7 protein-coding genes are annotated in these 24256 nt (G+C 64.2%); 2 read left to right on the top strand and 5 right to left on the bottom strand.

Features of this window, described 5'->3' with window-relative positions:
• Positions 1-20 precede the first annotated feature (20 nt).
• Positions 21-902, bottom strand: coding sequence for a hypothetical protein (locus tag QGV54_RS00955; protein ID WP_281018753.1), 882 nt, complete (start codon positions 900-902; stop codon positions 21-23).
• Between the two features lie 229 nt (positions 903-1131).
• Between QGV54_RS00955 and cimA the strand changes: the two genes are divergently transcribed.
• Together cimA and QGV54_RS00945 are read left to right on the top strand one after the other, a co-directional pair.
• A complete protein-coding gene (gene cimA, locus QGV54_RS00950) occupies positions 1132-2733 on the top strand; it encodes a citramalate synthase (protein WP_281018754.1) in 1602 nt (533 codons plus the stop codon).
• Positions 2733-3512 (top strand): RNA methyltransferase, encoded by a 780-nt coding sequence (locus QGV54_RS00945; protein WP_281018755.1) that lies wholly within the window; start codon positions 2733-2735, stop codon positions 3510-3512. Before cimA ends, QGV54_RS00945 begins: the two co-directional genes overlap by 1 nt.
• A 10-nt stretch (positions 3513-3522) precedes the next feature.
• On the opposite strand, the gene QGV54_RS00940 is transcribed toward QGV54_RS00945, so the two are convergent.
• The 4 genes from QGV54_RS00940 to QGV54_RS00925 are packed head-to-tail and all read right to left on the bottom strand — an operon-like array spanning position 3523 to position 24245.
• Complete coding sequence (locus tag QGV54_RS00940) at positions 3523-4086, bottom strand: phosphoribosyltransferase family protein (protein WP_281018756.1); 564 nt, start codon at positions 4084-4086, stop codon at positions 3523-3525.
• Positions 4087-4104: 18 nt separating this feature from the next.
• Positions 4105-5406: an HlyD family type I secretion periplasmic adaptor subunit gene (locus QGV54_RS00935; protein WP_281018757.1), complete on the bottom strand. Its 1302-nt coding sequence runs from the start codon at positions 5404-5406 to the stop codon at positions 4105-4107.
• Entirely contained in the window at positions 5403-7220 is a 1818-nt protein-coding gene (locus QGV54_RS00930) for an ATP-binding cassette domain-containing protein (protein WP_281018758.1), read from the bottom strand. Before QGV54_RS00930 ends, QGV54_RS00935 begins: the two co-directional genes overlap by 4 nt.
• Positions 7221-7271: 51 nt before the next feature.
• Positions 7272-24245 carry a FecR domain-containing protein gene (locus QGV54_RS00925; protein WP_281020040.1) on the bottom strand — a complete coding sequence of 5658 codons (16974 nt, stop codon included), beginning with the start codon at positions 24243-24245 and terminating at the stop codon, positions 7272-7274.
• Positions 24246-24256: the final 11 nt, after the last annotated feature.

Raw genomic sequence — 24256 nt, 5'->3', positions numbered from 1 at the left:
AGCCTGACGCCAGGTGACCGTCAGCCGTCACAGTCGGAACCGTCATACCCGAAGGAAATGGCAAGGCTGCCGTCAGGGTCGAGAATGTCCACGGTGACTCCGACACCCTGCGAGAGAAGGTCATCGATGCCCGGCAGCCTGCAGAAGACGCCTGTGTAATAGTGCGCATCCGATTCCCGGTGAATGAACCAGTCCGACGTCTCCAGACGGATCACGAGGTCCGTCCCCTTGACGGCGATTTCGGCGAAGGTGAAGGCGTCATTGAGGGCATAGGGCGCATCGACCTCAGCCACGAACCGGTCAAGCCCCTCCGCGAGCCGTTCCTGCCGTACCTGCTTCTCCGCCTCCGCAGCCGCGCGTGCCTGCTCCGCTGCGATCCTGGCGACCTCAATGGCCAGCCGCTCCGCCTGTTTCTCATTCACGATGCCGCCCGCGATACAGAAGACTGTCAGCACGAAGATCAACCGTATCCCGTTCGCCCCGGTGACCTGGCGGTGAAACCAGCCCGTGTCCGAAGCACCTGATGACAGGGGAGGCGCGATCAGCAGCCAGAGATTCAGCAGCGGCACGTTGAGCAGAAAGCCCGCCCCGGTGCGCCCGCAGGCGTCCCTGCTCCGCGCCGCGGCGGCGGCGCCCAGCAAGACAAGTGTCAGCAGCACACCACCAGATTGCAGGGTCGCGAACCGGCCAGCATCCCAGTCCGCACTGTCCAGGGCACCACGGAAGCCGATTGCCAGGACGAGTTGGGTCAGGAAGAGCAGGGCCAGAAGGCAGAGCAGGAACGGAATGCGTCCCAATCGCCAGTCAGTGCGCCATGTGGTGACGAGCTGGCCGACGACGAACGCGACACAGAACGATACGCCGATGATGAGTCCGATATTCGGTGAATCCAGTATCGTCATTCCTGCCTCGCCCTTAACCCTGGACTGATATTCTTTCTTATCAGCCACTCAAGGTTGCAGGTATTGCTGGAATTTGACAAGGGGGAATTGGCCGCTGCCGCCGATCAGGGGCCGTCCGGTCGGGCCCGGCCTCGCCCCGGAACCACGCCACACTTGCCATGGCGCGGCACACCCCTTAAGGCAACCGGGCCGGTAACGGCATTCCCTCGAAGTACTGAAGACCCAGCAAATGACCAAAGATCGCCTCTATCTGTTCGACACCACCCTGCGCGACGGGGCCCAGACCCGTGGCGTCGATTTCTCGGTCGAGGACAAGCGCACGATTGCCCGTGCGCTGGATCAACTGGGCATTGACTACATCGAGGGTGGTTGGCCCGGCGCCAACCCGACCGACACGGCCTTCTTTGCCGATCCGCCGACCCTCGACCGGGCGAAGCTGGTCGCCTTCGGCATGACCCGGCGTGCAGGCATGTCGGCCTCCAACGATCCCGGTCTGTCCGCCGTTCTGAACGCGGACACGGCAGCGGTCTGCCTGGTGGGCAAGTCCTGGGATTTCCATGTCGATGTCGCACTGAATGTCCCGCGGGAGGAGAACCTCGCCTCCATCCGCGAGAGCATTGCCGCCGCCGTCGCGCGCGGGCGCGAAGCCATGTTCGATGCGGAGCACTTCTTCGACGGCTATCGCGACAACCCTGACTACGCCATCGCCTGCATCAGGGCGGCGGTGGAGGGTGGCGCGCGCTGGGTGGTGCTGTGCGACACCAATGGCGGCACCCTGCCGGGCGACGTGGAGCGGATCGCGGCAGAGGCGGCGAAGCATGTGCCCGGCACCAACCTGGGCATCCACGCGCACAACGATACGGAGAACGCAGTCGCCAATTCGCTGGCCGCCGTGCGCGCGGGCGTGCGCCAGGTCCAGGGCACCCTGAACGGACTGGGGGAGCGTTGCGGCAACGCCAACATGATCTCCCTGATCCCGAGTTTCTGCCTGAAACCGCTCTATTCGGATCACCTGACAACCGGGGTCGGACCGTCGGAACTGCGCCACCTGACCGCCACGTCGCGGCTGCTGGACGAACTGCTGAACCGGGCACCGAACCGCAACCAGGCCTGGGTGGGTGAATCCGCCTTCGCGCACAAGGGCGGCCTGCATGTCTCCGCCGTGCAGAAGGACCCGAAGACCTATGAACACATCGAGCCGGAGCTGGTCGGCAACCGCCGCCACGTTCTGGTCTCCGATCAGGCCGGGCGGTCCAACATCCTGGCGCGTCTGGCGGAGGTCGGGATCGATGTGGACCCGAAGGACAGCCGCATCAACCGCCTGCTGGAGCAGGTGAAGCAGCGCGAATTCGAGGGCTATTCTTATGACGGCGCGGAAGCCAGCTTCGAGCTGATGGCGCGGCGCGCGCTGGGCCAGGTCCCGGACTACTTCAAGGTGGACCGGTTCCGGGTGCTGGTGGAGCGGCGCTACAACGCCCGTGGCCAGTTGACCACGGTGTCGGAGGCCACCGTGAAACTGTTCGCGGGCGGCAAGGAGCATCTGACGGTGGGGGAAGGCAATGGCCCGGTCAATGCGCTCGACATGGCGCTGCGCAAGGGCATGCCCGTCTATTCGGACGTGCTGAAGAGCCTGCATCTGGTGGACTACAAGGTCCGCATCCTGAACGGCGGTACCGAGGCGGTGACCCGTGTGCTGATCGAAAGCGCCGATACCTCCGGGGAACGCTGGTTCACCGTCGGCGTCTCGCCGAACATCGTCGAGGCCAGCTTCGATGCGCTGCATGACGCCATCACCTTCAAGCTGTTCCGGGACGGCGCGAAGGCAATCTGATGGCGGGAACCGACAGTCGGATGCAGGATGCGGAACTGGCGCAGCCCGCCATCATCCTGGTGCGCCCGCAGATGGGCCAGAACATCGGCGCCGCCGCCCGCGCCATGCTGAATTTCGGCCTGGGGGAGATGCGGCTGGTCGCCCCCCGCGACGGCTGGCCCAACCCCGACGCCCGCGCCATGGCCTCCCGCGCCGACGAGGTGCTGGATGACGCGCAGGTCTTCGGGACGGTCGAGGAAGCCATCGCGGACCTGCATCTGGTCCTGGCCACCACGGCGCGCGGGCGCGAACTGGAAAAGCCGATCCTGCAACCCCGTCAGGCGGCGGAACAGGGACACCAGGCCATGGCCAGCGGACAGCGTGTCGGCTTCCTGTTCGGGGGCGAACGGGCCGGACTGGACAACGACGACGTCGCCCTGGCCAATGCCATCATCCACGTCCCCGCCAACCCGGCCTTCGCCTCCCTCAACCTGGCGCAGGCCGTGCTGCTGGTGTCCTACGAATGGCGCATGGCGGCGGGCCTGCCGGTGCGCATGCACGGCCAGATGCCGGAGGCCGAACCGGCCACGTCAGGTCAGATGCAGGCGTTCCTGGACTTCATCAGCGGCGAGCTGGACAGCGCCGGCATGTTCACCCGCATCGAGGACAAGCGCCCCACCATGCTGCGCAACCTGCGCTCCATGTTCCATCGCGCCCAGCTGACGGAACAGGAAGTCCGCACCCTGTTCGGCATGATGCGCTCCATCAGCGGTCACCGGCAGAACCAGCGGAAGCGGTAGACCGGCGGCCTCAGCCCTCCGCCTTCATCGCCCGGTTCAGGTCGGGGTGGGCCTTGTGGCGGGCGATTTCCTCAGGCGTCAGGCCGTCGATCTCGTGCGGGAAGACCAGCCACTTGTCGGTCTGGTGGACGTAGTAGTCCGGCACCCGCTCGGTCTTGTTCAGGTGGGGCTTCCAGTAAACCGTGGCGACACGGATCTCGTCGGGGGTATTGCGGCGGCACTTGCGCCGCAGCTCCTGGATCACGGCATCGATGCTGCGCCCTGAATCGAAGGTGTCATCGACGATCAGCAGCTGATCGTCCGCCGAGATATTGTCGATGATGTAGTTCAGGCCGAAGACACGCACCGTCGATGCCTGCTCCCCGGGGCGCAGGTACGACGCGGTGCGGATGGCGATGTGGTCGTTCTGGACGCCGTAATAGTCCAGCACCTCGTGCACCGCGATGCCGATGGGGGCACCACCGCGCCAGATGCCGACAATGAAGGATGGCCGGTACCCACTCTCGTAGATCCGCAGACCAAGTTCGAAGGAGTCACGCAGCAGTTCGTCGGCGGAGATGAATGTCTTGTCCAAGAGAGGCCCGTCCCGTGCTCAGCGCTCGCGGAAGCCTTCCTGTTTCAGACGCAGGAAGGGCTTCAGCAGAAACGTCATCACTGACCGCTCCCCCGTATGGATGTCAACTGCGGCCTGCATGCCGGGCGTGATCGGCATCAGCGCACCGGACTTGTCGACGAAGCCGCCGGTGGTCTCCACCACCACGTCGAAATAGGGCTCCCCCGTGGACGGCAGCCGGTTGGCGTCCGCGCCGATGCGGATCACCCGCCCCTCCAGCGCGCCATACTGGAAGAAGTCATAGGCGGTGATCTTCACCATCGCCTTCTGCCCCACCTCGACATAGCCACGGTCGTTCGGGTTCAGGCGGGCCAGCACGATCAGGGTCTCGTCCAGCGGCACGATCTCCATGATCGCGTCACCTGACCGGATGACACCGCCGATGGTATTGGCCACGAGGTTCTTGACGACGCCGGCAATCGGGCTGCGGATGGTGGCGCGCAACTGCTGGTCATTGGCCTCCGTCAGCAGTTCCGAGAGGCGACCGATCTCCTGCTCCGCCTTGGCCAGCGCCTCCGAAGCCTCGGAGCGGAAGCGGAGTTCCTCCTCCTTCAGCAATTCGCGCGCCTCATCGATTCCTGCAGTGATCCGGGGGATGGACCTGTTGGCCGTGTCCAGCTTGCCCTCCAGATCCGTGACCTCCGCCTCCAGCTCCAGATGGTCCAGTTTCGGCGTCAGTTCACGCTCCAGCAGGCGCTTCGACATCTCGAAGCGTCGCTTCTGCACCGCCAGGTTGCCGTCGATGCTGCGCCGCTTGGACTGCAGCTCGGCCAGTTCGGCCTGGCGCTGGCGCAGCTTGGCACGCAACGCGCCCAACTGGGTCTGGTACTGGGCATTGCGGGACCGATAGGCATCGATTTCGTTCTGCACCAGTTCCGGGCGACGCTCCGCCACCTCCGGCGGCAGTTCCAGCTGTTCCCCCGTCGCCAGCGCACGGTGCCGGGCCGCGTTCAGCATCAGACCGTCGATGCGATAGCTGATCTCCTCCCGATTGGCCTGGCTGGGGGCGAGATCGATCTGGACCAGCGGCTGGCCCTCCTCCACCACGTCGCCTTCCCGCACCAGCAGCGCCTCGACAATGCCGCCTTCCAGATGCTGGATCAGCCGCACCTTGCCCTGCGGTTTCACTTCACCCGGCGCGACCGCCACCTCGTCCAGCTTGGCCGCGGCAGCCCAGACGCCAAAGCCGGACAGCAGCAGGATGACAATCAGCGCAATGACCCGCCAGAGCGTGGCGCGGGCCTGACGCTGCATCTGTTCGATACGCTCGTCAGTGGTCATTTCGCGGCCTCCGTCACGGCATCGGACCCATCGGCCTTCGACGTTTCAGACGCTGGCTTGGCGGGCGCGGCAGGCGTAGCAGGTGCGGCGGGTGCGGCGACCGGCTTTGCCACGGCAGGCTTGCGCTGTGACAGGCTGGGCAGCACCTGATGCGCCGGGCCGCCCTTCACGATCACGCCCTTGTCCAGGATCACCACATTGTCGCAGGCCCCCAGCAGGATCGAACTGTGCGAGACCATGATCACCGTGTGATCGCGCGAAAGCTGTTTCAGCCGGTCACGCAGCGCTTCCTCCGCCGCCCGGTCAAGACTTGCCGACGGTTCGTCCAGCAGCAGCACGGGCGGATTGCCGATCAGGGCGCGCGCGATCGCCAGACGCTGGCGCTGGCCGCCGGAAAGGGTCCGGCCGCCTTCGCCAACGACGGTACCGTAGCCTTCGGGCAGATCGACAATGAACTCATGCGCGCCAACGGCCTGTGCGGCTGCCAGAATCGCATCATCGTCAATGTCTTCCCGCCCACGGGCCAGGTTCTCGCGAATGGTGCCGGCCAGCAGCACATTCTCCTGCGGGACATAACCGATCCAGCGGGCGTACTGGGTCAGCGGGAACTGGGTGATGTCCGCCCCATCCAGCAGGATGCGTCCGCTGACCGGCTCATAAAGCCCCATCAGCAGCTTCAGCAGCGTTGTCTTGCCGGACCCGTTGGGACCTACGACAGCGTGCATGCCCCCTGCCGGAAACTTCAGCCGGATCTCGCGCAGCACCGGTTCCTGATCCGGGGCGAAGGCGAAGGTCATGCTCTCGACACTCATCGCCCCTTCCGGCCGGGGCAGGTCCATCACCTGTTCCTGGTGATCATCCGGTTGCGACAGCACCTCCGTCAGACGACGACCGGACTGTCGTGCCATGACCAGCACCCGCCATTGCGTCACCAGTTGCGCGAAGGGACCGACGATGCGGGACGCCAGCATGTTCGTCGCCACCAGCGAACCGATGGAGATCTGCTGGTCCATGATGGCGAGCGCGCCGGTTGTCGTGATGGCGATGGTGGTCATGACAGTCAGGCTGACACCGACATTGCCGTAGGTATCGTTGATGCGCCCGCGATCCATGGCGCTGTCGATGGCATCCACCTGCTTGTCGCGCCACATGGGCCGCACCGCCCCCTCCAGCGCCAGTGCCTTGATGGTGGTGCGATTGGCGATGATGTCCGCCAGAAAGGCATCGCGACCGATGGAGGTGCCGCGTTCCTTGTTGGCCGCCGCACCAATGGCAAAGCCCGACCGGAGGGCGAAGAGGACGAAGACCGCCGCCGCGACCAGCACGACCCAGACCAGCGGTTCCGCGACGACATAGATGATCATGATGAACATGACCGCGAACGGCAGGTCCACCAGCATGATCACGGGCGGACCGGCAACGGCGTTGCGGACCATGTCGGAGTCGCGGAACAGTCCCTGCCAGAAGGCCGCGGGCCGGGACTCCAGCACCCGAAGGGGCATGCGGCCCAGCTTCTCGAACAGCACCTCCCCGAAATGCAGGTCAAAGCGCAGAGACGCGCGCTGAACGGCGCGGCTGCGGGTCTGGCGCAGAAGGAAATCGAACAGGATCACCACGGCCATGCCGATGGCCAGACCCTGCAGGGTCGTCAGCCCGGCCTTGGCCACGACCCGGTCATAGACCTGCAGCACGAAGACCGGCACAGCCAGCGCCAGGATGTTGATGAACAGGCTGAGCAGCAGCAGTTCGCCCGTGGCGGGCCAGACCGGTCTGATCAGAGCCCTGAATCCGCCCTGTTTCGCCGGTTCAGCCATTCAATTGTCCAGTGCCCCCAAGGTTCTCACCGATCACGTCCGATGATCTTATCAGAATTCCCCAGGGTTCAGACTACCACCGAAGAACGTGATGTCATTTGCCGCGACCGAACCACCGTTCATATTCGCGATCACCTGATAACCTTCGGCGGCGAGGTCATCATCATAGATCAGATGCGTTCCATCGAAGATATAGGCGGCACTGCCCTGGGCGCCACTGTTCGTGCCGTCATAGTCGACGCCGATCACCTCGAACGTCGTCAGCTCCTGGTCGATGGACTGGAAGCCACCGGTCTCGTCAAATGACAGCAGGTCGATCCCGGTCGAGAAGTCGTCGATCAGGTCCACCGACAATCCCGATGCGGCGACCGTGACATTAGCATTGACCGATGTGATGTCCAAAAGGCTCGCATGCGCGAACTCGTCCGAGCCGGTTCCACCGACCAGCGTATCGACGCCGCCGCTGCCTTCCAGCACATCATCGCCGCCATCACCGACCAGCAACTCGTCGGCATCGCTGCCGAAGATGTCGTCGTTGGCCGCGCCACCGACCACATGCTCGATGCTGATCAGCGTGTCGGTATCGCCAAATGTATCCGTTGCGGTGCCTGCGACCAGATCAACGGTGACCCCCAGAATGCCGGCTTCATTGTCGTAGGCGACGGCATCGAAACCATCACCACCGTCGATGGTGTCGTTGCCTGCGTCGCCCTGCACGCTGTCATCACCCGCGCCCAGGTTCAGCACACCGTCGCCGTCGCCACCGATCAGCGTGTCGTTGCCGTCACCGCCGAACAGGCTGTCGAAGCCGCCCAGGCCACCATGCAGGGTGTCGTTCCCGGCATTGCCGATCAGGGTATCGTTGAGGACACCGCCGACCAGTTCGTCATTTCCGGAGCCGCCCGTCAGGCTGACGAACTCGAACCCGGAGATCGTCTTGGAATCACCGATCTGGTTCAGGATGGTCGCCTGCGTGATGTCATTGTCGGTGCCTTGGGTAACGACACTGTTCACGCTACCGGAGAAATCGGCAATCAGCAGGTCGATACCGTCACCGCCCGACAGCGTGTCATTGTTGGTGCCGGCGTTGATCGTGTCATCGCCCAGGCCGCCATCAATCGTGTCGCTGAGGTCGATGGTCGAGAAATCGACACTGTCATTGCCGGAGCCCAGCGTGGCGTTCAGCGCCTCGATGGAGGTGATCGACGTGCCGTCCGCGAAAACGTCCGTGCCGTCGTCTGCGGCCAGCACCATGTCCTCGCTGATCGAGGAGAAGTCACCGGCCAGCCGGTCGGTACCCGCCCCACCGTCGAAGGTGCCGGTCGCCGATCCGAACAGGTTGTCGTCGCCGTCGCCGCCATCGATCTGGTCTGCGCCGCCCGATCCACCATGCAGCGTATCGTTGCCGCCATTGCCGATCAGCGTGTCATCGAAGGCACCACCAACCAGTTCGTCAGTGCTGATGCCGCCGGTCAGATTGACGATCTCGAACCCGCTGACGGTCTTGGAATCGCCGATCTGATTGATGATCGTCGCCTGGGTGATGTCGTCATTGGTGCCCTGGGTGACAACACTGTTCACGCTGCCGGAGAAGTCGGCAATCAGCAGGTCGATACCGGCGCCGCCCGACAGCGTGTCATTGTTGGTGCCCGCATTGATCGTGTCGTTGCCCGCACCGCCGTCGATTGTGTCGCTGAGGTCGATACCCGCGAAATCGACACTGTCGTTGCCGGAGCCCAGCGTGGCGTTCAGCGCCTCGATGGAGGTGATCGATGTGCCGTCCGCGAAGATATCCGTGCCGTCGTCGGCCGCCAGCACCATGTCCTCGGCGATCGAGGAGAAGTCACCGGCCAGCCGGTCCAGCCCTGTCCCGCCATCGAAAGTACCGGTCGCGGAACCGAACATGTTGTCGTCGCCGCCGCCGCCGTCGATCTGGTCCGCACCGCCCGATCCGCCATGCAGCGTGTCGTTGCCGTCATTGCCGATCAGCGTGTCATCGAAGGCACCACCCACCAGTTCGTCATTGTTGATGCCGCCGGTCAGACTGGCGATCTCGAACCCGCTGACGGTCTTGGAATCACCAACCTGGTTGATGATCGTCGCCTGCGTGATGTCGTCATTGGTACCCTGCGTGACAACACTGTTCACACTGCCGGAGAAGTCGGCAATCAGCAGGTCGATGCCGGCACCGCCCGCCAGGGTGTCATTGTTGGTACCGGCGTTGATCGTGTCGTCACCCAACCCGCCGTCAATGATGTCACTGGCGTCGGTGTTCGAGAAATCGACGGAGTCGTTGCCCGAGCCAAGTGTGGCATTCAGCACCTCGATCCCGCGGATCTCGGTCCCGTCGACCAGGCTGGTGATGGTGCCCTGATCGTCGATGACGATGTTGTCGGTCGCCGCCGCCAGATTGATGGTCAGCTTGTCGATCCCGTCGCCGCCATCGAAGGTCGCCGTGCGCGCTCCGAGCAACTCGTCATCGCCGCTACCGCCGACGATGGAGTCGCTGCCGCCCGCGCCACCATTCAGGGTGTCATTGCCAAGGCCGCCGAACAGGCTGTCTTCCAGATCGCCGCCGACCAGTTCGTCGTTGCCATCACTGCCTGTCAGACTGACACGTTCGAAACCGGAGATGGTCTTGGTGCCGCCCACCTGGAACAGGGAAGTCGCCTCGACGATGTCATCGGCGGTGCCCTGGGTGTTGACACCGTTGGCGGTGCCGGAGAAATCGACGATCAGCAGGTCATTTCCGCCTGCGCCACCATCCAGCAGGTCAAAGCCGGCACCGGCATCAATGGTATCGTCCCCGTCCCCGCCGAACAGGGTGTCATTGCCGGCCAGGCCGGACAGGATGTCGTTGCCGCCGCGTCCCTCGAACCGTTCCGATTCAGCAGTGCCGGAGATGGTGTCATTGCCGAGCAGGGAGCCACGGATGGATTCGATGTTGGACAGGAAATCGACGAAATCCAGTCCGTTCTGCCGCACATTCGCCGTTCCGGCGGTCAGATCGACATTGACGAATTCGACCGAGGCCCGGTCGTAGCGGACCAGGTCGAAGCCGCCGGCCCCGTCAACCGTGTCATTGCCCTCCCGGGTGATGAAGCGGTCATTGCCGGTCGAGCCCGTCATGATGTCGGTATTGTCGGAACCGCGGAACTCGTCGACATTGGAGAAAGTATCGACCCCGCCATCGCCGTCGCCGTCCGTCAGGCCGAGTTCGATATTCAGATTGATGCCGCTTGCGGCGTTGATGTAGTCGAGCCGGTCGAAGCCTGCACCACCGATGAAGGTGTCGTTGCCCTGGCCGCCACGGAACTGCACGAACTCGTTCTGGTCGATCAGATCCACGGTGAAGCTGTCGTTGCCCGTGCCGCCGGTGATCAGCAGACCGCCGACCGTTCCGTCGATGACATCAACATCCACCAGCGTGTCTGTGCCGTTCGCCTTCACCACCGTCCCGCTGGTATTGCCGATATTGCCAACCAGTCCGGTGGTCTCCGCGCTGTAGTCCAGGTTGAAGAAGCCGAGACCCGCACCGTCGAAGCTGACCAGGTCATCGCCCGTGCCGGTGATGATCACCTCGCCCGTGCCGTCGTTGCTGCCGGGCAGCAGCGTGTCATTGCCCGCACCGCCGTCCAGCGTGTCGTTGCCGACGCCGCCGCGCAGCAGGTCGTCATCATCGCCGCCAAGCAGACTGTCATTGCCCAGAGCACCGATCAGCGTGTCGTTGCCGGCGAAGCCGTTCAGCACATCGTCGCCCTGTGCGCCCACCAGCAGGTTGGCATTGGCATCACCCAACAGGGTGTCGGTGAGATCGCTGCCGACCTGCGCCGCACCGGTGTTGTCGGTGCCGAAGACGATGAAGGTTCCCTCGTACAGATTGTAGCCGTTGGGGTTGTAGTAGGAACTCACCGCAACATCGTCGAAGCCGTCGCCGTTGACGTCCCCGATGATCGCAACCTCATGTCCGGTATAGGTGCCGGTATCCGGCCCGCGGATCAGCAGGCCGTTCAGGCCATCGAACGCGTCCGGGTGCAGGGTTGCCGCGAAACCCGCGTCGGACCCGAAGACGACATAGGCCTCACCCAGTCCGTAATTGCCCGAATAACTGGCGTTGCGGGCACCGATGATCAGATCACTCAGGCCATCGCCATTCACGTCACCACCGCCATCGACGGAGAAGCCGGCGTTGTCACCTTCCGAGCGCCCGAAGATCACGAAACCATTGCTGCCGTCCAGATCGATGGAGGTATCAACATCGGTCCGTGCCGCACTGCCGAAGATGACAAAGGCTGCACCGGCACCGTCGGCGTAGGCATCATTGTAGGGTGAGCCGACGATCACATCGTCAAGACCGTCGCCGTTCACGTCCCCGGCGCCGCTGACGGCATGTCCCAGCGCGTCACCGGCAAGGGCACCATCAATCTGGATGGCGCCATTGGCGACAAGCAGGCTGTCCAGTGTTCCGCTGGCAGGAGCGGCCGAGCCAAAGATCACGAAGGCCTGGCCCGCGTAGTTCGCGTCCGGAGCGCCTGCGATGATGTCGTCGAAACCGTCACCGTCGAAGTCACCGGCAAAATCCACGGATTCGCCAAGGCGGGCAAAGGTCTGCTGCCCGTCGATCACAATGGCATCGCCCGATCCCACCAGATCGCCGATGTTGTTGATCGCCGGGAAGCCGTCCGTACCACCGAACACGACATAGATCTCACCGGCAGCATTGGCCTGACCGTAGGAACTCGCAGGGGCGCCAATGATCAGATCATCGAAACCGTCACCATTGAAATCGCCCTCGCCGGCAATGGAATAGCCGAGCGCATAGATGTCGTAGTCGTTGGCCCGGATGACGAAGCCGTCCGTCCCGTCCAGATTGCTGACGTCGATATCGCCTGTCAGACCATTGGCGGAACCGAAGACCACCGTGACCTCACCGGTTCCGTAGGAGTTACGGACATATTCATTGCGGGCAGAGATCGCGAAGTCCCGGAACCCGTCCCCGTTCAGGTCGCCGATGCCGGCAACGTCGTAGCCGAAGATGGAGAATGACGAGGCTTCCGACTGGTAGGGCTCGAAGCCACGTCCACCCAGGTCCAGATCGCCGGCACTCTCGACGAACTGCGGTGTGCTGTCACCGAACAGCACGAAGGCCTCGCCGGTCAGCTGTGCGTTGGTACTGCCATAGCTGGCACCGACCAGAATGTCGTCCAGGCCGTCTCCGTTGATGTCGCCGATACCGTCGATCGCCTGACCGAACTTCTCGTTGGTGTCCGGGTTGGCGAAGATGAACCCGGAAGTGGCGTCGAAGTCGTCCCGCAGGTCGAGCAGCGGGTCAATCGGTTGTGCATCCGCAAAGATGAAGTCATCTGCGGCCAGGTCGGCGACCAGCACATTCTGGAGAACGAGGGAATCCGAGAGGCCAAGCTGCAGCGTGGTGTCGGTGCCATCATCGCTGGCGACCTGCAGCAGGGACGAGAAATTCAGGAAGCCGAACTCGGACACATCCACCACGTCATCGGTGGCGGCACCGGCCGTGAAGTCCGAAATGAAGTTGCCCACGCCCATGCGTCCGACAGCGATGAACAGGTCATCCCCGGCATTGCCGGTGAAACCCGTCCCGGAGCCGAAGGTGAACTGGTCACCCTGATCGGAGCCGACGACCAGTTCGATGCCGGTCACGGTCTCCACATTGCCGAAACCGTCGTTGGTCACAGTGCCGAGCGTCAGATCGACGATGACGCCTTCCGTGCCGTCGGATGCGACGTAGATGTCGAAGCCGTCGCCGCCGTCGATGCTGTCCGTCCCGTCACGGCCGATCAGCGTGTCGTCGCCCAGGCCGCCGCTCAGGATGTCATCGCCACCGCGTCCGTCAAGCTGGTTGTCGTTGGCATCACCGGCAATCGTGTCACTGCCGGTACGCGAGCCACGGATCGATTCGATGCTGATCAGGCTGTCGACGGTATCGAACTGATTGCCCGTGAACCGCACATTGGCGACTTCGGCGGAAAGATCCACATCCACGAAGTCGATATTGGCCCGGTCATAGCGCACCAGATCGAAGCCGTCGCCACCGTCAACCGTATCGTTGCCCCGCCGGGTGATGAAGCGATCATCCCCTGCCGACCCGATGAAGCTGTCGGCATTGTCGGAGCCGCGGAACTCGTCGATCTGGCTGAAGCTGTCGGTGCCGCCATCGCCATCATCGGTGGTCACTCCGGCGGCGATATCGATGGTCACACCCCCAGCCGCACCGACATAGTCCAGACGGTCGAAGCCACCGCCGCCCGTGATCGTGTCATTGCCGGCGCCGCCACGGAACTGGAAGAACTCATTGGCGTCCAGCAGATCGACAGTGATGACATCGTCGCCGGTACCGCCCAGCACCTGCAGTCCGCCCAGGATGCCGTCAATCAGATCCACACCCTGCAGGGTGTCCGTGCCGCTGGCCTTGGCAATGGTGCCATCGGTGTTGCCGATGTTGCCGACAATTCCCGTTGTCTCGGCTGTGTAGTCCAGGATGAAGAAGCCCCCACCCGGATTGACGAAGGAGACCAGGTCGTTGCCCGCGCCTGTGTTCAGCAGATCGCCGTTGCCGTCGTTCGTGCCCGACAGCAGCGTGTCGTCGCCATCGCCGCCCAGCAGCGTGTCGTTGCCGTCGCCGCCGTCGATGAGGTCATTACCGCCACGTCCGTCGAGCAGGTTCGCCAGCGCGTCACCGGTCAGCGTGTCGTTGCCGGTGCGGGAGCCGCGAATGGACTCGATGTTCAGCAGCGTGTCTGTCGCGGTGCCCAGTGCCCCCACGAACTGAACGGTCGCGGTATTGGCCGACAGGTCTACGTTCACGTTCTCGATGTTGCTGCGGTCATAGCGCACCAGGTCGAAGCCGCCCGCGCCATCAACCGTGTCATCGCCCTGCCGGGTGATGAAGCGGTCATTGTTCTCGGAACCCGTCAGCGTGTCGCTGTTGTCCGAACCGCGCACCTCGTCGATCTGGCTGAAGGTGTCCACGCCGCCGTCACCATCATCCAGCGTCAGGCCCTGGGAAATGTCGACATTCACGCCTGCGGCCGCACCCACATAGTCGAGCCGGTCGAAACCGGCACCGCCGGTGATGGTGTCATTGCCCGCACCGCCGCGGATCTGGATGAATTCCTCATTCGACTGCAGGTTCGCGGTGAAGACATCCGCGCCGCTGCCGCCATTGATCTGCAGGCCGCCGACGGTGCCGTCGATCAGGTTCACGCCCTGCAGCGTATCGGTGCCGCCGATCTTGGTGACCGTGCCCTCGACAGCGCCGATGTTGGCGACGATGCCGTTGACCTGGTCGGAATAGTCGACGATGAAGAAGCCCGCGCCCGGCGCATCGAAGACGATCAGATTGTCATCCACACCGGCCTGGACGAAGTCACCGACGGAGCCGTCATTGCTGCCAGGACGCAGCGTATCTACGCCCGCGCCACCGATCAGCGTGTCGGCGCCCGCACCACCATCCAGCAGATCGTCACCGTCACCGCCCACCGCGCTGTCGTCGCCGATACCGCCACGCAGCACGTCGTTGCCGACCAGACCGGAAAGGGTGTCATTGCCCTGCGCGCCCACCAGCAGGTTGGCGTTCTCGTCGCCGGTCAGATCGTCGTTGCCGGCCCCACCCACCAGCGCCTCGCCGGAACTGTCGCGCCCGAAGATGATGAAGGTCGAGTCATAGACAGCCGCACCACCGTTGTAGACGAAGCCGCCGCTGGACGAGAATGCGATGTCATCGAAGCCGTCACCGTTCACGTCCTCGACAAGCGCAACAGTGCCGCCGATTTCGGTAACACCACCGCCACCGCGAATGACCAGCCCGTCGGTCCCGTCCAGAACCCCGGGGGCAATGCTGGAGGCGAACCCGTTGCTGCTGCCGAAGATGACGATGACCTCACCGGTCCCAGCGGCGTCATAGGCACCTACGACGATGTCGGCAATGCCGTCACCGTTCACGTCGCGACCGCCGTCAACCGAGTTGCCGACCCGTTCCAGGGCCGTGTCGCCCAGAATGGAGAAGCCCTGCAAACCGTCGACCGCAAGCTGGGACGCATCCACATTCTGCGGATTGGCGCTGCCGAACACCACGTGCGCCGCGCCGCGATTGTTCAGACCGGCATCCGTGCCGCTGGCCCCGATGATCAGGTCATCAAAGCCGTCATTGTTCAAATCACCTGCCGCACTGACGGATTCGCCCAGCCGGTCAGCGAACTCGCCCGCCGTTATCTCGATCGCACGGGCCGAGCCTTCCAGCACGTTGGTGATCGTCGTGTCGATGGTCAGATTGGCAGCACCGAAGATGACGTAGGACTTGCCGCCCGCACTGCCGAACGGTTCGCCCACCACCAGGTCGTCGAAACCGTCCCCATCGAAATCACCAATGATGTCAACGGAATAGCCGAATTGTGCGCTGGCCGTATCACCCGTCACCGTGGTACCGGCGACTGTATTTCCGATATCATCGCTCGAGAAATCCGCCACGAACCCGTTGGTCGATCCGAAGACGATCAGGATCTCGCCCCGGCTCCCGTTGGTGCCAGGCGCACCGACAACCAGATCGTCGATACCATCGCCATTCAGATCGCCGCCACCGGAAATCGAAGCGCCCAACTGTTCCGGACCGAAGTAGCCGGAATAGAACGAGAAACCGTTGGTGCCATCCAGATTGTCGAGGTCGAGATCGCCACTCAGACCATCAGCATCGCCAAAGACAACCGCGATCGCACCTGAGCCCCGATAATAGCCATTGTAGACGCCCGGACCGCCCACAGCGAAGTCAGTGAAGCCGTCACCATTGACATCACCAATGGCGGCGACCGCCCGGCCGGCATACTCGCCCGGCCCGACCGACGTCGCCGTGATGCCGAAACCGGAGCCGTCACCCGCAAGATTGCCGTCCTGCACCTGAACGAACCCCGGGGCTGCGTCCCCGAACAGCACGAATGCCTCGCCTGCCCCGCCATTGCCATAGGGTGAACCGATCAGCAGATCGCCCAGGCCATCACCGGAAACATCGCCGATCCCCGCAATGGCACTGCCGAAACCGAACTCCGCGGTCGCATTGCCGAACAGGAAGCCGTCATCGCTGGTTGCCGCACCGAGTTCAAGCAAGGCCGGGAACTGGTCGGCATTGTTGCCGAAGATGAAGTCGTCATCCGCCAGATCCGCGACCAGTACATCCGTCAGCAGGATGGAATCGGTGGCCGAGAGCTGGATCGTGGTGCTGGTTCCGTCGTCGCTGGACTCGGCCTGAACCTCGGCCAGATTGCCGAAGCCGAACGACGACAGGTCGATGACGTCTTCTGTTCCCGTACCAGCCGTGAAATCGCTGATCACGCCACCGGTGCCGATTCCCGTATTGACGGTGAACAGGTCATCGCCCGCGCCGCCTGCAACCTGGGCATCCAGACCAAGCGTGAAACTGTCCGCGAAGGTCGAACCGATGGCGTTCTCGATCGAGAAGACCGTGTCCGTGTTGCCAAAGCCGTCGTTGGTCAGTGTCTGCGCCGCAATGTCGAAGACAACGCCTTCCGTCGCGCCCGTGAATGCCAGGGTATCGGAACCGGCATTGCCACTGAGATCATCGACCCCGTCGTCGGCCACGAACAGGTCATCACCGTCCCCGCCGGCCACGGAGTCGTCACCATCCCCGCCGCTGAGGGTGTCGTTGCCCTGATCGCCGAACAGGGTATCCGCCCCTGCGGCACCACTGATGCTGTCAGCGCCATCACCGCCGCCCAGCACGTTCGCCTGAACGTCACCAGCAAGCGTGTCATCGAAGTCGGAGCCTTCGACATTCTCGATTCCCGTGAGGGTATCTGTGGATTCGCTCGCATCCAGCGCCGTACCGGCAGCGAGATCGACGTTCACACCGGCAAGGTCGCCAATGTAGTCGGCGGTATCCGTACCGTCGCCACCATCAAGGCTGTCGGCGCCATCGTCGCCGGCCAGCGTGTCGTCACCCGCGCCACCCGACAGGATGTCCGCACCACTGTCACCGGCAAGGTCGTCGTTGCCGCCACCGCCGAGCAGGGTGTCATTGCCAGAGCCGCCGTCGCCGATGTCGGCACCGTCGTTCAACTGGAAGAGATTGTCGGCCAGATCGCCGACCACATTGTCCGCGAAGTCGGTCGCGATGACATTCTCGATCCCCGACAGCGTGTCGTTGCCCAGAGCCTGGCCGCCATTCGCGGTTCCGATCACCAGGTTGACATTGACCGCTTCGACTGCGCCACCGAAGTCGGCGGTATCGGTTCCGTCACCACCTGTCAGGACGTCATCACCTTCGCCGCCGATGCCGCCGACCAGGGTGTCGTCACCGGCACCACCGTCCAGGGAATCGTTGCCCTGACCGCCGCTCAACGAGTCACCACCCGCGCCGCCCTCGATCGTGTTCGCGCCCGCGCCGCCCTGCAGCGTGTCGTCAAATGCCGAACCGATCAGGTTCTCGATGCCCGAGAGCGTATCGAAATTGCCGAAACCGTCAGTCGCGCCGAACGCCACCAGCTCCGCGAATACACCGTTCGGGTCATTGGCGAAGGACGCCGCGTCGATGCCGTCACCGCCATTCAGGATGTCGCTGCCATCGCCGCCTTCCAGCGTGTCGTTGCCCGAAGTCACGTCATTGATGACTGCTGTGGATTCCACCCGGCCAACGCCGCCAAGCAGGACCGCGGTGGCGGAATCTGCCGTCTGGTCGAGGGCAAAGTTGAAGCCTTCCTCGTCGAAATCGAGATAGAGCTCCAGTCCAGCCTCGTCGCCGACGAGGAGATCGTCCAGAGCGCCGGAAATCTCCTGCTCCGAACGCACGATGGACCAGATCCGCGCCTCGTCCATCGTCCCCTGGAACCGACCGAAGGCATCGTCGATGTTCGATTCACCGAGTGTCAGGGGCGTATTCGTGGAAATATCGACACCATTGAGGGCCGAGATGTTCACCGGCGCACCGCTCGCGACACCATTGACGAACAGGCTCATCAGCCCGTCACGGTCAAAGGTCACGGCAAAATGCTGGGCAGCTCCGGCCCCCGGCGCCAACAGGTCACTTGTGACCTCGAACGCCTGTCCATTGCCCGCGATACGGGCCACGGCAACCAGCCCTTCGCCCTGCGCGGAGCGGAAACCGAACATCAGTCCGGTTTCAACACCCTGCGGATCCTCGCGGGTGTCGAACACCGCCATGTCCTGCACGGCACCCGGCGCCAGCCAGGCCTCGAACGTCGCATCGTCCGTACCTGACAATCCGGTGAAACCGGGCAGAATGGCGGAATCGTCGATACCGTCGAACGTCAGCGCCAGATCCGCGTCCGGAACGCTGTCGCCCTCGATAGTGTCGTCGCCGGCGCCGCCATTCAGCAGGTCGTTGCCCGCATCGCCCTGAAGCTCGTCCGCACCCGCATCGCCGAAGAGCGTGTCGTTGCCGCCGCCGCCTTCGAGATTGTCATTGCCCGAACCCGCATTGATGAGGTCATCGCCAAGCTGGCCCAGAAGCGCATCGGAGGCGTTGTCGCCGCCCGTCAGCGTGTCGTTGCCGGCACCGCCAACGGCCGCCTGGCCGTCAATGCCATCAGCGAGGCTGATGTCGTCAGCCTGCGCGGTGCCCTGAACGATCTCGATGTTCGTCAGGGTGTCGGTGCCGGAATCCGCGCCTGTCGCCGTGCCCGCGCCCAGATCGACCGTGACACCGGATGCCGCATCGGAGAAATCCGCCACATCCAGGTCGGCGCCGCCGTCAAGACTGTCGTCCCCGGCACCACCGGCAAGCAGATCCTGCCCCGCATCACCGGCCAGGTTGTCCGCACCCGCGTCGCCCTGCAGCAGATCGGTGCCTGCACCGCCACTCAGCGTGTCATCGCCGACGCCGCCGAAGATCGCGTCCTGGCCCGCGTTGCCCTGAACAACGTCATTGCCCTGGCTGCCCAAGATCACGTCATCGGCAGCGCCGCTCTCCACATTGATCGCCGCATCCGACTTCAGTGCAGCGTCAATGAACAGCGCGCTCGTGACGGCCGCCAGTGCTGAGGCATTGATACCGATCGTGCCCGAGTTGTTGATCTGGCCGTTGCGCAGGGTCAGATCCGTCTCCGCATCATCCAGCAGTTCGACATTCTCGAACCCGGTGACGCTGTCCAGCGCCGTGCCGCCAATGTCGCCGCCACCCGAAACCTGCAGCAGATCCGTGCCGTCGCCGCCCTTCAGGACATCATTGGCGTCCAGCGCGGCATTGTTCACCACGACCGTGTCGTCACCGACACCACCATCGATGAACATCGTGCCGTCGCCCGCGTTCAGCAGATCGTTGCCTGCCCCGCCGACCAGATCATGCGCCTGGCCCGCACCCGCCGTCAGCGTGTCATTGAAGGCGGAGCCAAGCAGCCCCTCAACGGCCACAAGCGTGTCCGTGTCATTGCCGGAAACCGCCGTATTGGTCACCAGACTGGCATTGACCGCCTGATTCAGATCGGCAAACGACGCCGTGTCGAAATCGGCACCGCCGTCGATGACGTCAGACCCGCCGTTACCCTGCAGCGTGTCGGTGCCATCACCGCCGCGCAGCGTGTCTGCAGCCTGGCCGCCGTCCAGTTCGTCGTCCGCCGCGCCACCCTGAATGCTCAGGTTGCCTTCCTGCTCGGCACTGCCATTGACCACCAGGGTACTGGTGTTCGAGACAAGCAGCGACCCGTTCACGAACAGGGTCTGCTCGGCACCGATCATGGCATCGGACAGGGTGATGTCGATGGCCTGATCCGTTGTCGGCAGCAGGGTCTCGATGTTCGTCACGCCTGAAAGCGCGGCCTCATCGATGGTTCCGCCGAGTTCGATGGCCAGGGTATCGACACCCGCGCCACCATCGAGCACATCTTCCGCACCGAGCACCGTTGCATTGACCGCAAAGATATCATTGCCGTCGCCACCAAGCGCCGTCGTCGTGTCGTCCGCCAGCAGGTTGAGCAGATCGTTCCCGGCGCCGCCATCAAGCGTGTCCGCGCCACCGGCACCCAGCAGGGTGTCGTTGCCAATGCCACCGCGCAGCACGTTGTTCTGCGCATCGCCGGTCAACTGGTCACTGAAGTCGGAGCCGGTGACATTCTCGATCCCGGCAAGCTGGTCGGTATTGCCGAACTCGTCCGTCGCGGTTCCGGCCGTCAGGTTGACGACGACCCCGGTCTCGCCGCCATAGGTGAACAGCGCCGTGTCGGTACCTGCACCACCATCGATGATGTCATTGCCCGCGCCGCCGTCGAAGAAATCGTCGTCGGCACCGCCGAACAGCTGGTCCGCGCCCGCGGCACCGAACAGCGTGTCCGCGCCAGCGTCACCGCTCAGCGTGTCGTTGCCGTCGCCGCTGTTCATGGTGTCGTCGCCAGCGCCGCCGAAGATTAGTTCGGCAGCCGCCGCGCCGGTGACCGTGTCACTGGCACCGGACAGGACCAGGGTCTCGACACTGCTGATCAGGTCATTCCCGTCGCCGGTAACCGTCCCGGCCGCCAGATTGACGTCAAGCGCCGCAGCCGCATCGGAGAAATCAGCCGCGTCCGTGCCCGCGCCGCCATCGATCGTGTCATTGCCCGCGCCACCGATCAGCGCATCATCACCGTCGCCTGCGGACAGGCTGTCGTCCCCGTCACCGCCCTGCAGGGTGTCATTGCCCGCACCGCCGATCAGGAGATCATTGCCGGGATCGATACCGACGGCAGCCGAGCCGCCGGTCGTTACCTGAATCGTCCCTGTCGTGACCTGGAAAGTGACGGCAATGTCGCCTTCACTGAGACTGCCGCCCTCATCATTGATGCCAGCAACTGCCTCATCCAGATCAAGACTGAAGTCACTGACCGCAAGCACATAGTCACCTGCGGGCAGATTACCGATCTCGTCGCCGGTATTGATGATCGCATTGCTGAACGAACCTGCTGGCAGACCGTCGTCATCGTCAGACGCCAGAAAGTCCTCGGCGTCCAGACTGCCATCGTCGTTGAACAGGAAGATTTCCGGATCCGTCGTCGGCCCATCGGTGGTGATGGTGATGGCGGTTTCCGCACTCAGCGTGAAGAAGATGAACTGGACCGACCCCTCGCCGCCATCGTTGGCAATCGAGACCGTCACGGTCGCCGGTGTGTGCCCGTCACCAAAGATGGTCTGTCCGGACAGATCAGCATCGCCGCTGAGGAAGTCGGCGCCATCGCCGCCGGTCAGCGTGTCATTTCCGTCGCCACCGGCAATCAGGTCGTCGCCGCCGGCGCCAAGCAGGCTGTCCGCGCCCGCGCCGCCATTGATCTGGTCGGATTCCGCACCACCGAGTGCCGTGTCGTCACCCGCGCCGCCGTCCAGCGTGTTGATGCCGGTACCGCCGTCCAGGGAGTCATTGCCTGCGTCGCCGCTCAGACTGTCCGCGTCGGCACCGCCCAGAAGGGTGTCGTTGCCATCTCCGCCGCTGATCACGTCAGTGCCAGCGCCACCATCCAGTGAATCCGAGCCCGCGCCACCATCCAGGCTGTCGACGCCGGCACCGCCAAAGATGCTGTCGTTGCCTGCGCCGCCATCCAGCGCATTGCCAAGGGTATCGCCGGTGATCTGGTCACCCGCGTCGCCGCCGGTGACATTCTCGATACCGGTCAGGGAGTCCGTGCCGGAGGTCTCGCCGTTTGCCGTGCCTGTCAGCAGGTTTACGGTCACACTGGAGGTCTCGCCGGCGAAGCTCGCCCGGTCAGTGCCCGTGCCGCCATTCAGCGTGTCGTTGCCCGAACCGCCGTTCAGTTCATCGTCACCGGCGCCACCAACCAGATTGTCCGCACCGGCATTGCCGACCAGGGTGTCGTTCCCGGCATTGCCGGTCAGGACGTTGGCCACTCCGTTGCCGGTCAGGCTGTCGCCTCCGGCACCACCGGTGATGTCCTCGATCGCAATCAGGGTATCCGTGTCGACCTCGTTGGCGCCGATCGATTGCGCCCGACCGGTCACCAGATTGGCGGCAACACCGTTCGACGTGCCGGAGAAATCAACGGCGTCGGTACCGTCGCCGCCATCCACCACGTCATTGCCGTCGACGCCGGTCAGAGTGTCATTGCCTGCGCCACCCAGCAGGCTGTCGTTGCCGGCCCCACCGAACAGTCGGTCGCTGCCCGCACCGCCATCGATCGTGTCGTCGCCGGCACCGCCGTCAACGGTGTCATTGCCGGCAGCCGCGTTCACATTGTCGTTGCCGCCGCCCAGCGTGACATTGTCGCCGCCGCCGGTGAATCCGTTCGGATCAACAACAATGACCAGATCATCATTGTTGTTGGTGTTGGGCTGTGGATCCGTACCGCCCTGGGTCCCGCCAGTCGTCCCGCCCGTTCCGCCGCCTGCCGGCGGGGTCGTGGAGCCAAGAATGTTATTCTGCTGGTTAGTGAAATTGTCGTTGGTCTGGCCACCTGTACCTGCCGCGCCGGTGCCCGGTGTCCCCGTGCCAGTACCCGGTGTCCCCGTACCAGTGCCAGGGGTCCCGGTCCCGGCACCCGTTCCGCCACCTTCACCACCCGACCCGCCATCTGATCCGCCGCCGCCTGAGCCACCGCCGCCGTCAGGGCCACCGTCAGCCGTGCCACCATCCGTTGCGCCGCCGCCCGTCGCACCGCCGCCGTCCGGCACATTCTCGGCGTCGCCGCCACCGCCGCCACCGCCGGTCTCGCCCTCGCCATCCTCGCCGCCGCCTTCGCCATCGGCGCCGTCGCCGTCGGGACCGCCGTCACCTTCGGAGCCGCCGTCGCCGTCGGCACCACCATCCGGTCCGCCATCCGGACCACCATCGCCGTCGGCCTCGCCGCCGCCCTCGCCCTCAGGGCCGCCGTCGCCCCCGGGGCCACCATCCGGGCCGCCGTCACCTTCGCCTTCGCCGTCAGCGCCGTCGCCCTCTTCCTCGCCGTCGCCCTCGCCCTCTTCTTCCCCGTCGCCTTCGCCTTCACCCTCGCCCTCGGCCGCGGCTTCTCCATCGCCCTCGCCCTCGGCGTCTCCTTCGCCTTCACCTTCCGTCTCACCCCCAGCGCCGCCGCCGTCGTCGCCACGACGGTCACCACCGGAGTCATTGTCATTGCCGCTCTGACCCACCTGCGGCGTCCCCGGCAGGTTGCTCAGCGCATTGCCGAACTTCGATTCAATCTCCGTCCGGCTGAATATCCGCGGCGCTGCAGGAGCCTGGAACTGGCTCGACGTCTGCGTGCCCTCGAACGCCTGGTTCAGTTCCACACCGCCAGCCGCGTTCGAGACAAAGATCCGTCCCGTCGTGCCGTCTTCCTGCGGCAGGTTCACGACCTCCGACTGCTCACCCTCCTGCGCGCCCTTGCCGCCCACGAAGGTGCCGCGCACACCGATGGTCAGCACCGGTGTCTTCACCGTCAGCGCGTCATCGCCGGTCTTCGCCACCGCGCCCGAGACAAACGAGAACGAGCCCTGCAGCACGTTGACCACCGCGCTGCCCGTGTTCGCCGCCGGGTCGTAGACGAAGTCGTCCAGCACCATCCGGGCGTCGCCGCCGATGGAGAATGTCGTGTCGTCATTGAAGCGGATACCCGCAGCGCCATCCTCCGACGTCTCCACCACGTCATCGGTGAAGACCGGGTCGCCGACCTGGACCTGTTCGCGGGTGCCATTCACGCGGGTGACGAAGACGGCCCCGTCAGCCTGCTCGATAACGCCAATGGGATCGCCAAGTGCGCCGTCACCCTGCTGCGCCAGGCCCGTGGCGCGGGGACCGGACAGCAGTTCGGCCAGGCTGCCGTCGATGCGGGCGCCGTTCAGGGTGTAGAGATCGGGCGGGTTCTCGGTGGAGAAGAAATTGATCACCAGGACCCGGCTGCCGTCCTTGCCCACCAGAATCAGGTCAGGACCGGAACGCACGAACTGCGCCGTAAGCAGAAGCAGACCCTGGTCTATGACAAGACTGGTCTGACCCGTCGCGTCAACGACAGCAACAAACTCGGGTGTCGCTCCACCGTCACCGGAAAGTGGCGGGAATTCGTTCTTCGACATGATCAACTACT

The organism is Minwuia sp. IMCC3060 (assembly GCF_029909435.1).
Lineage (GTDB): Bacteria > Pseudomonadota > Alphaproteobacteria > Minwuiales > Minwuiaceae > Minwuia.
This window is presented reverse-complemented; position numbering and strand designations above follow the sequence as displayed.

Excerpts from the sequence above, each read along its gene's own strand:
- QGV54_RS00955 (WP_281018753.1), bottom strand. The coding sequence starts at position 902 with ATGACGATACTGGATTCACCGAATATCGGACTCATCATCGGCGTATCG.
- cimA (WP_281018754.1), top strand. The coding sequence starts at position 1,132 with ATGACCAAAGATCGCCTCTATCTGTTCGACACCACCCTGCGCGACGGG.
- QGV54_RS00945 (WP_281018755.1), top strand. The coding sequence starts at position 2,733 with ATGGCGGGAACCGACAGTCGGATGCAGGATGCGGAACTGGCGCAGCCC.
- QGV54_RS00935 (WP_281018757.1), bottom strand. The coding sequence starts at position 5,406 with ATGACCACTGACGAGCGTATCGAACAGATGCAGCGTCAGGCCCGCGCC.
- QGV54_RS00930 (WP_281018758.1), bottom strand. The coding sequence starts at position 7,220 with ATGGCTGAACCGGCGAAACAGGGCGGATTCAGGGCTCTGATCAGACCG.
- QGV54_RS00925 (WP_281020040.1), bottom strand. The coding sequence starts at position 24,245 with ATGTCGAAGAACGAATTCCCGCCACTTTCCGGTGACGGTGGAGCGACA.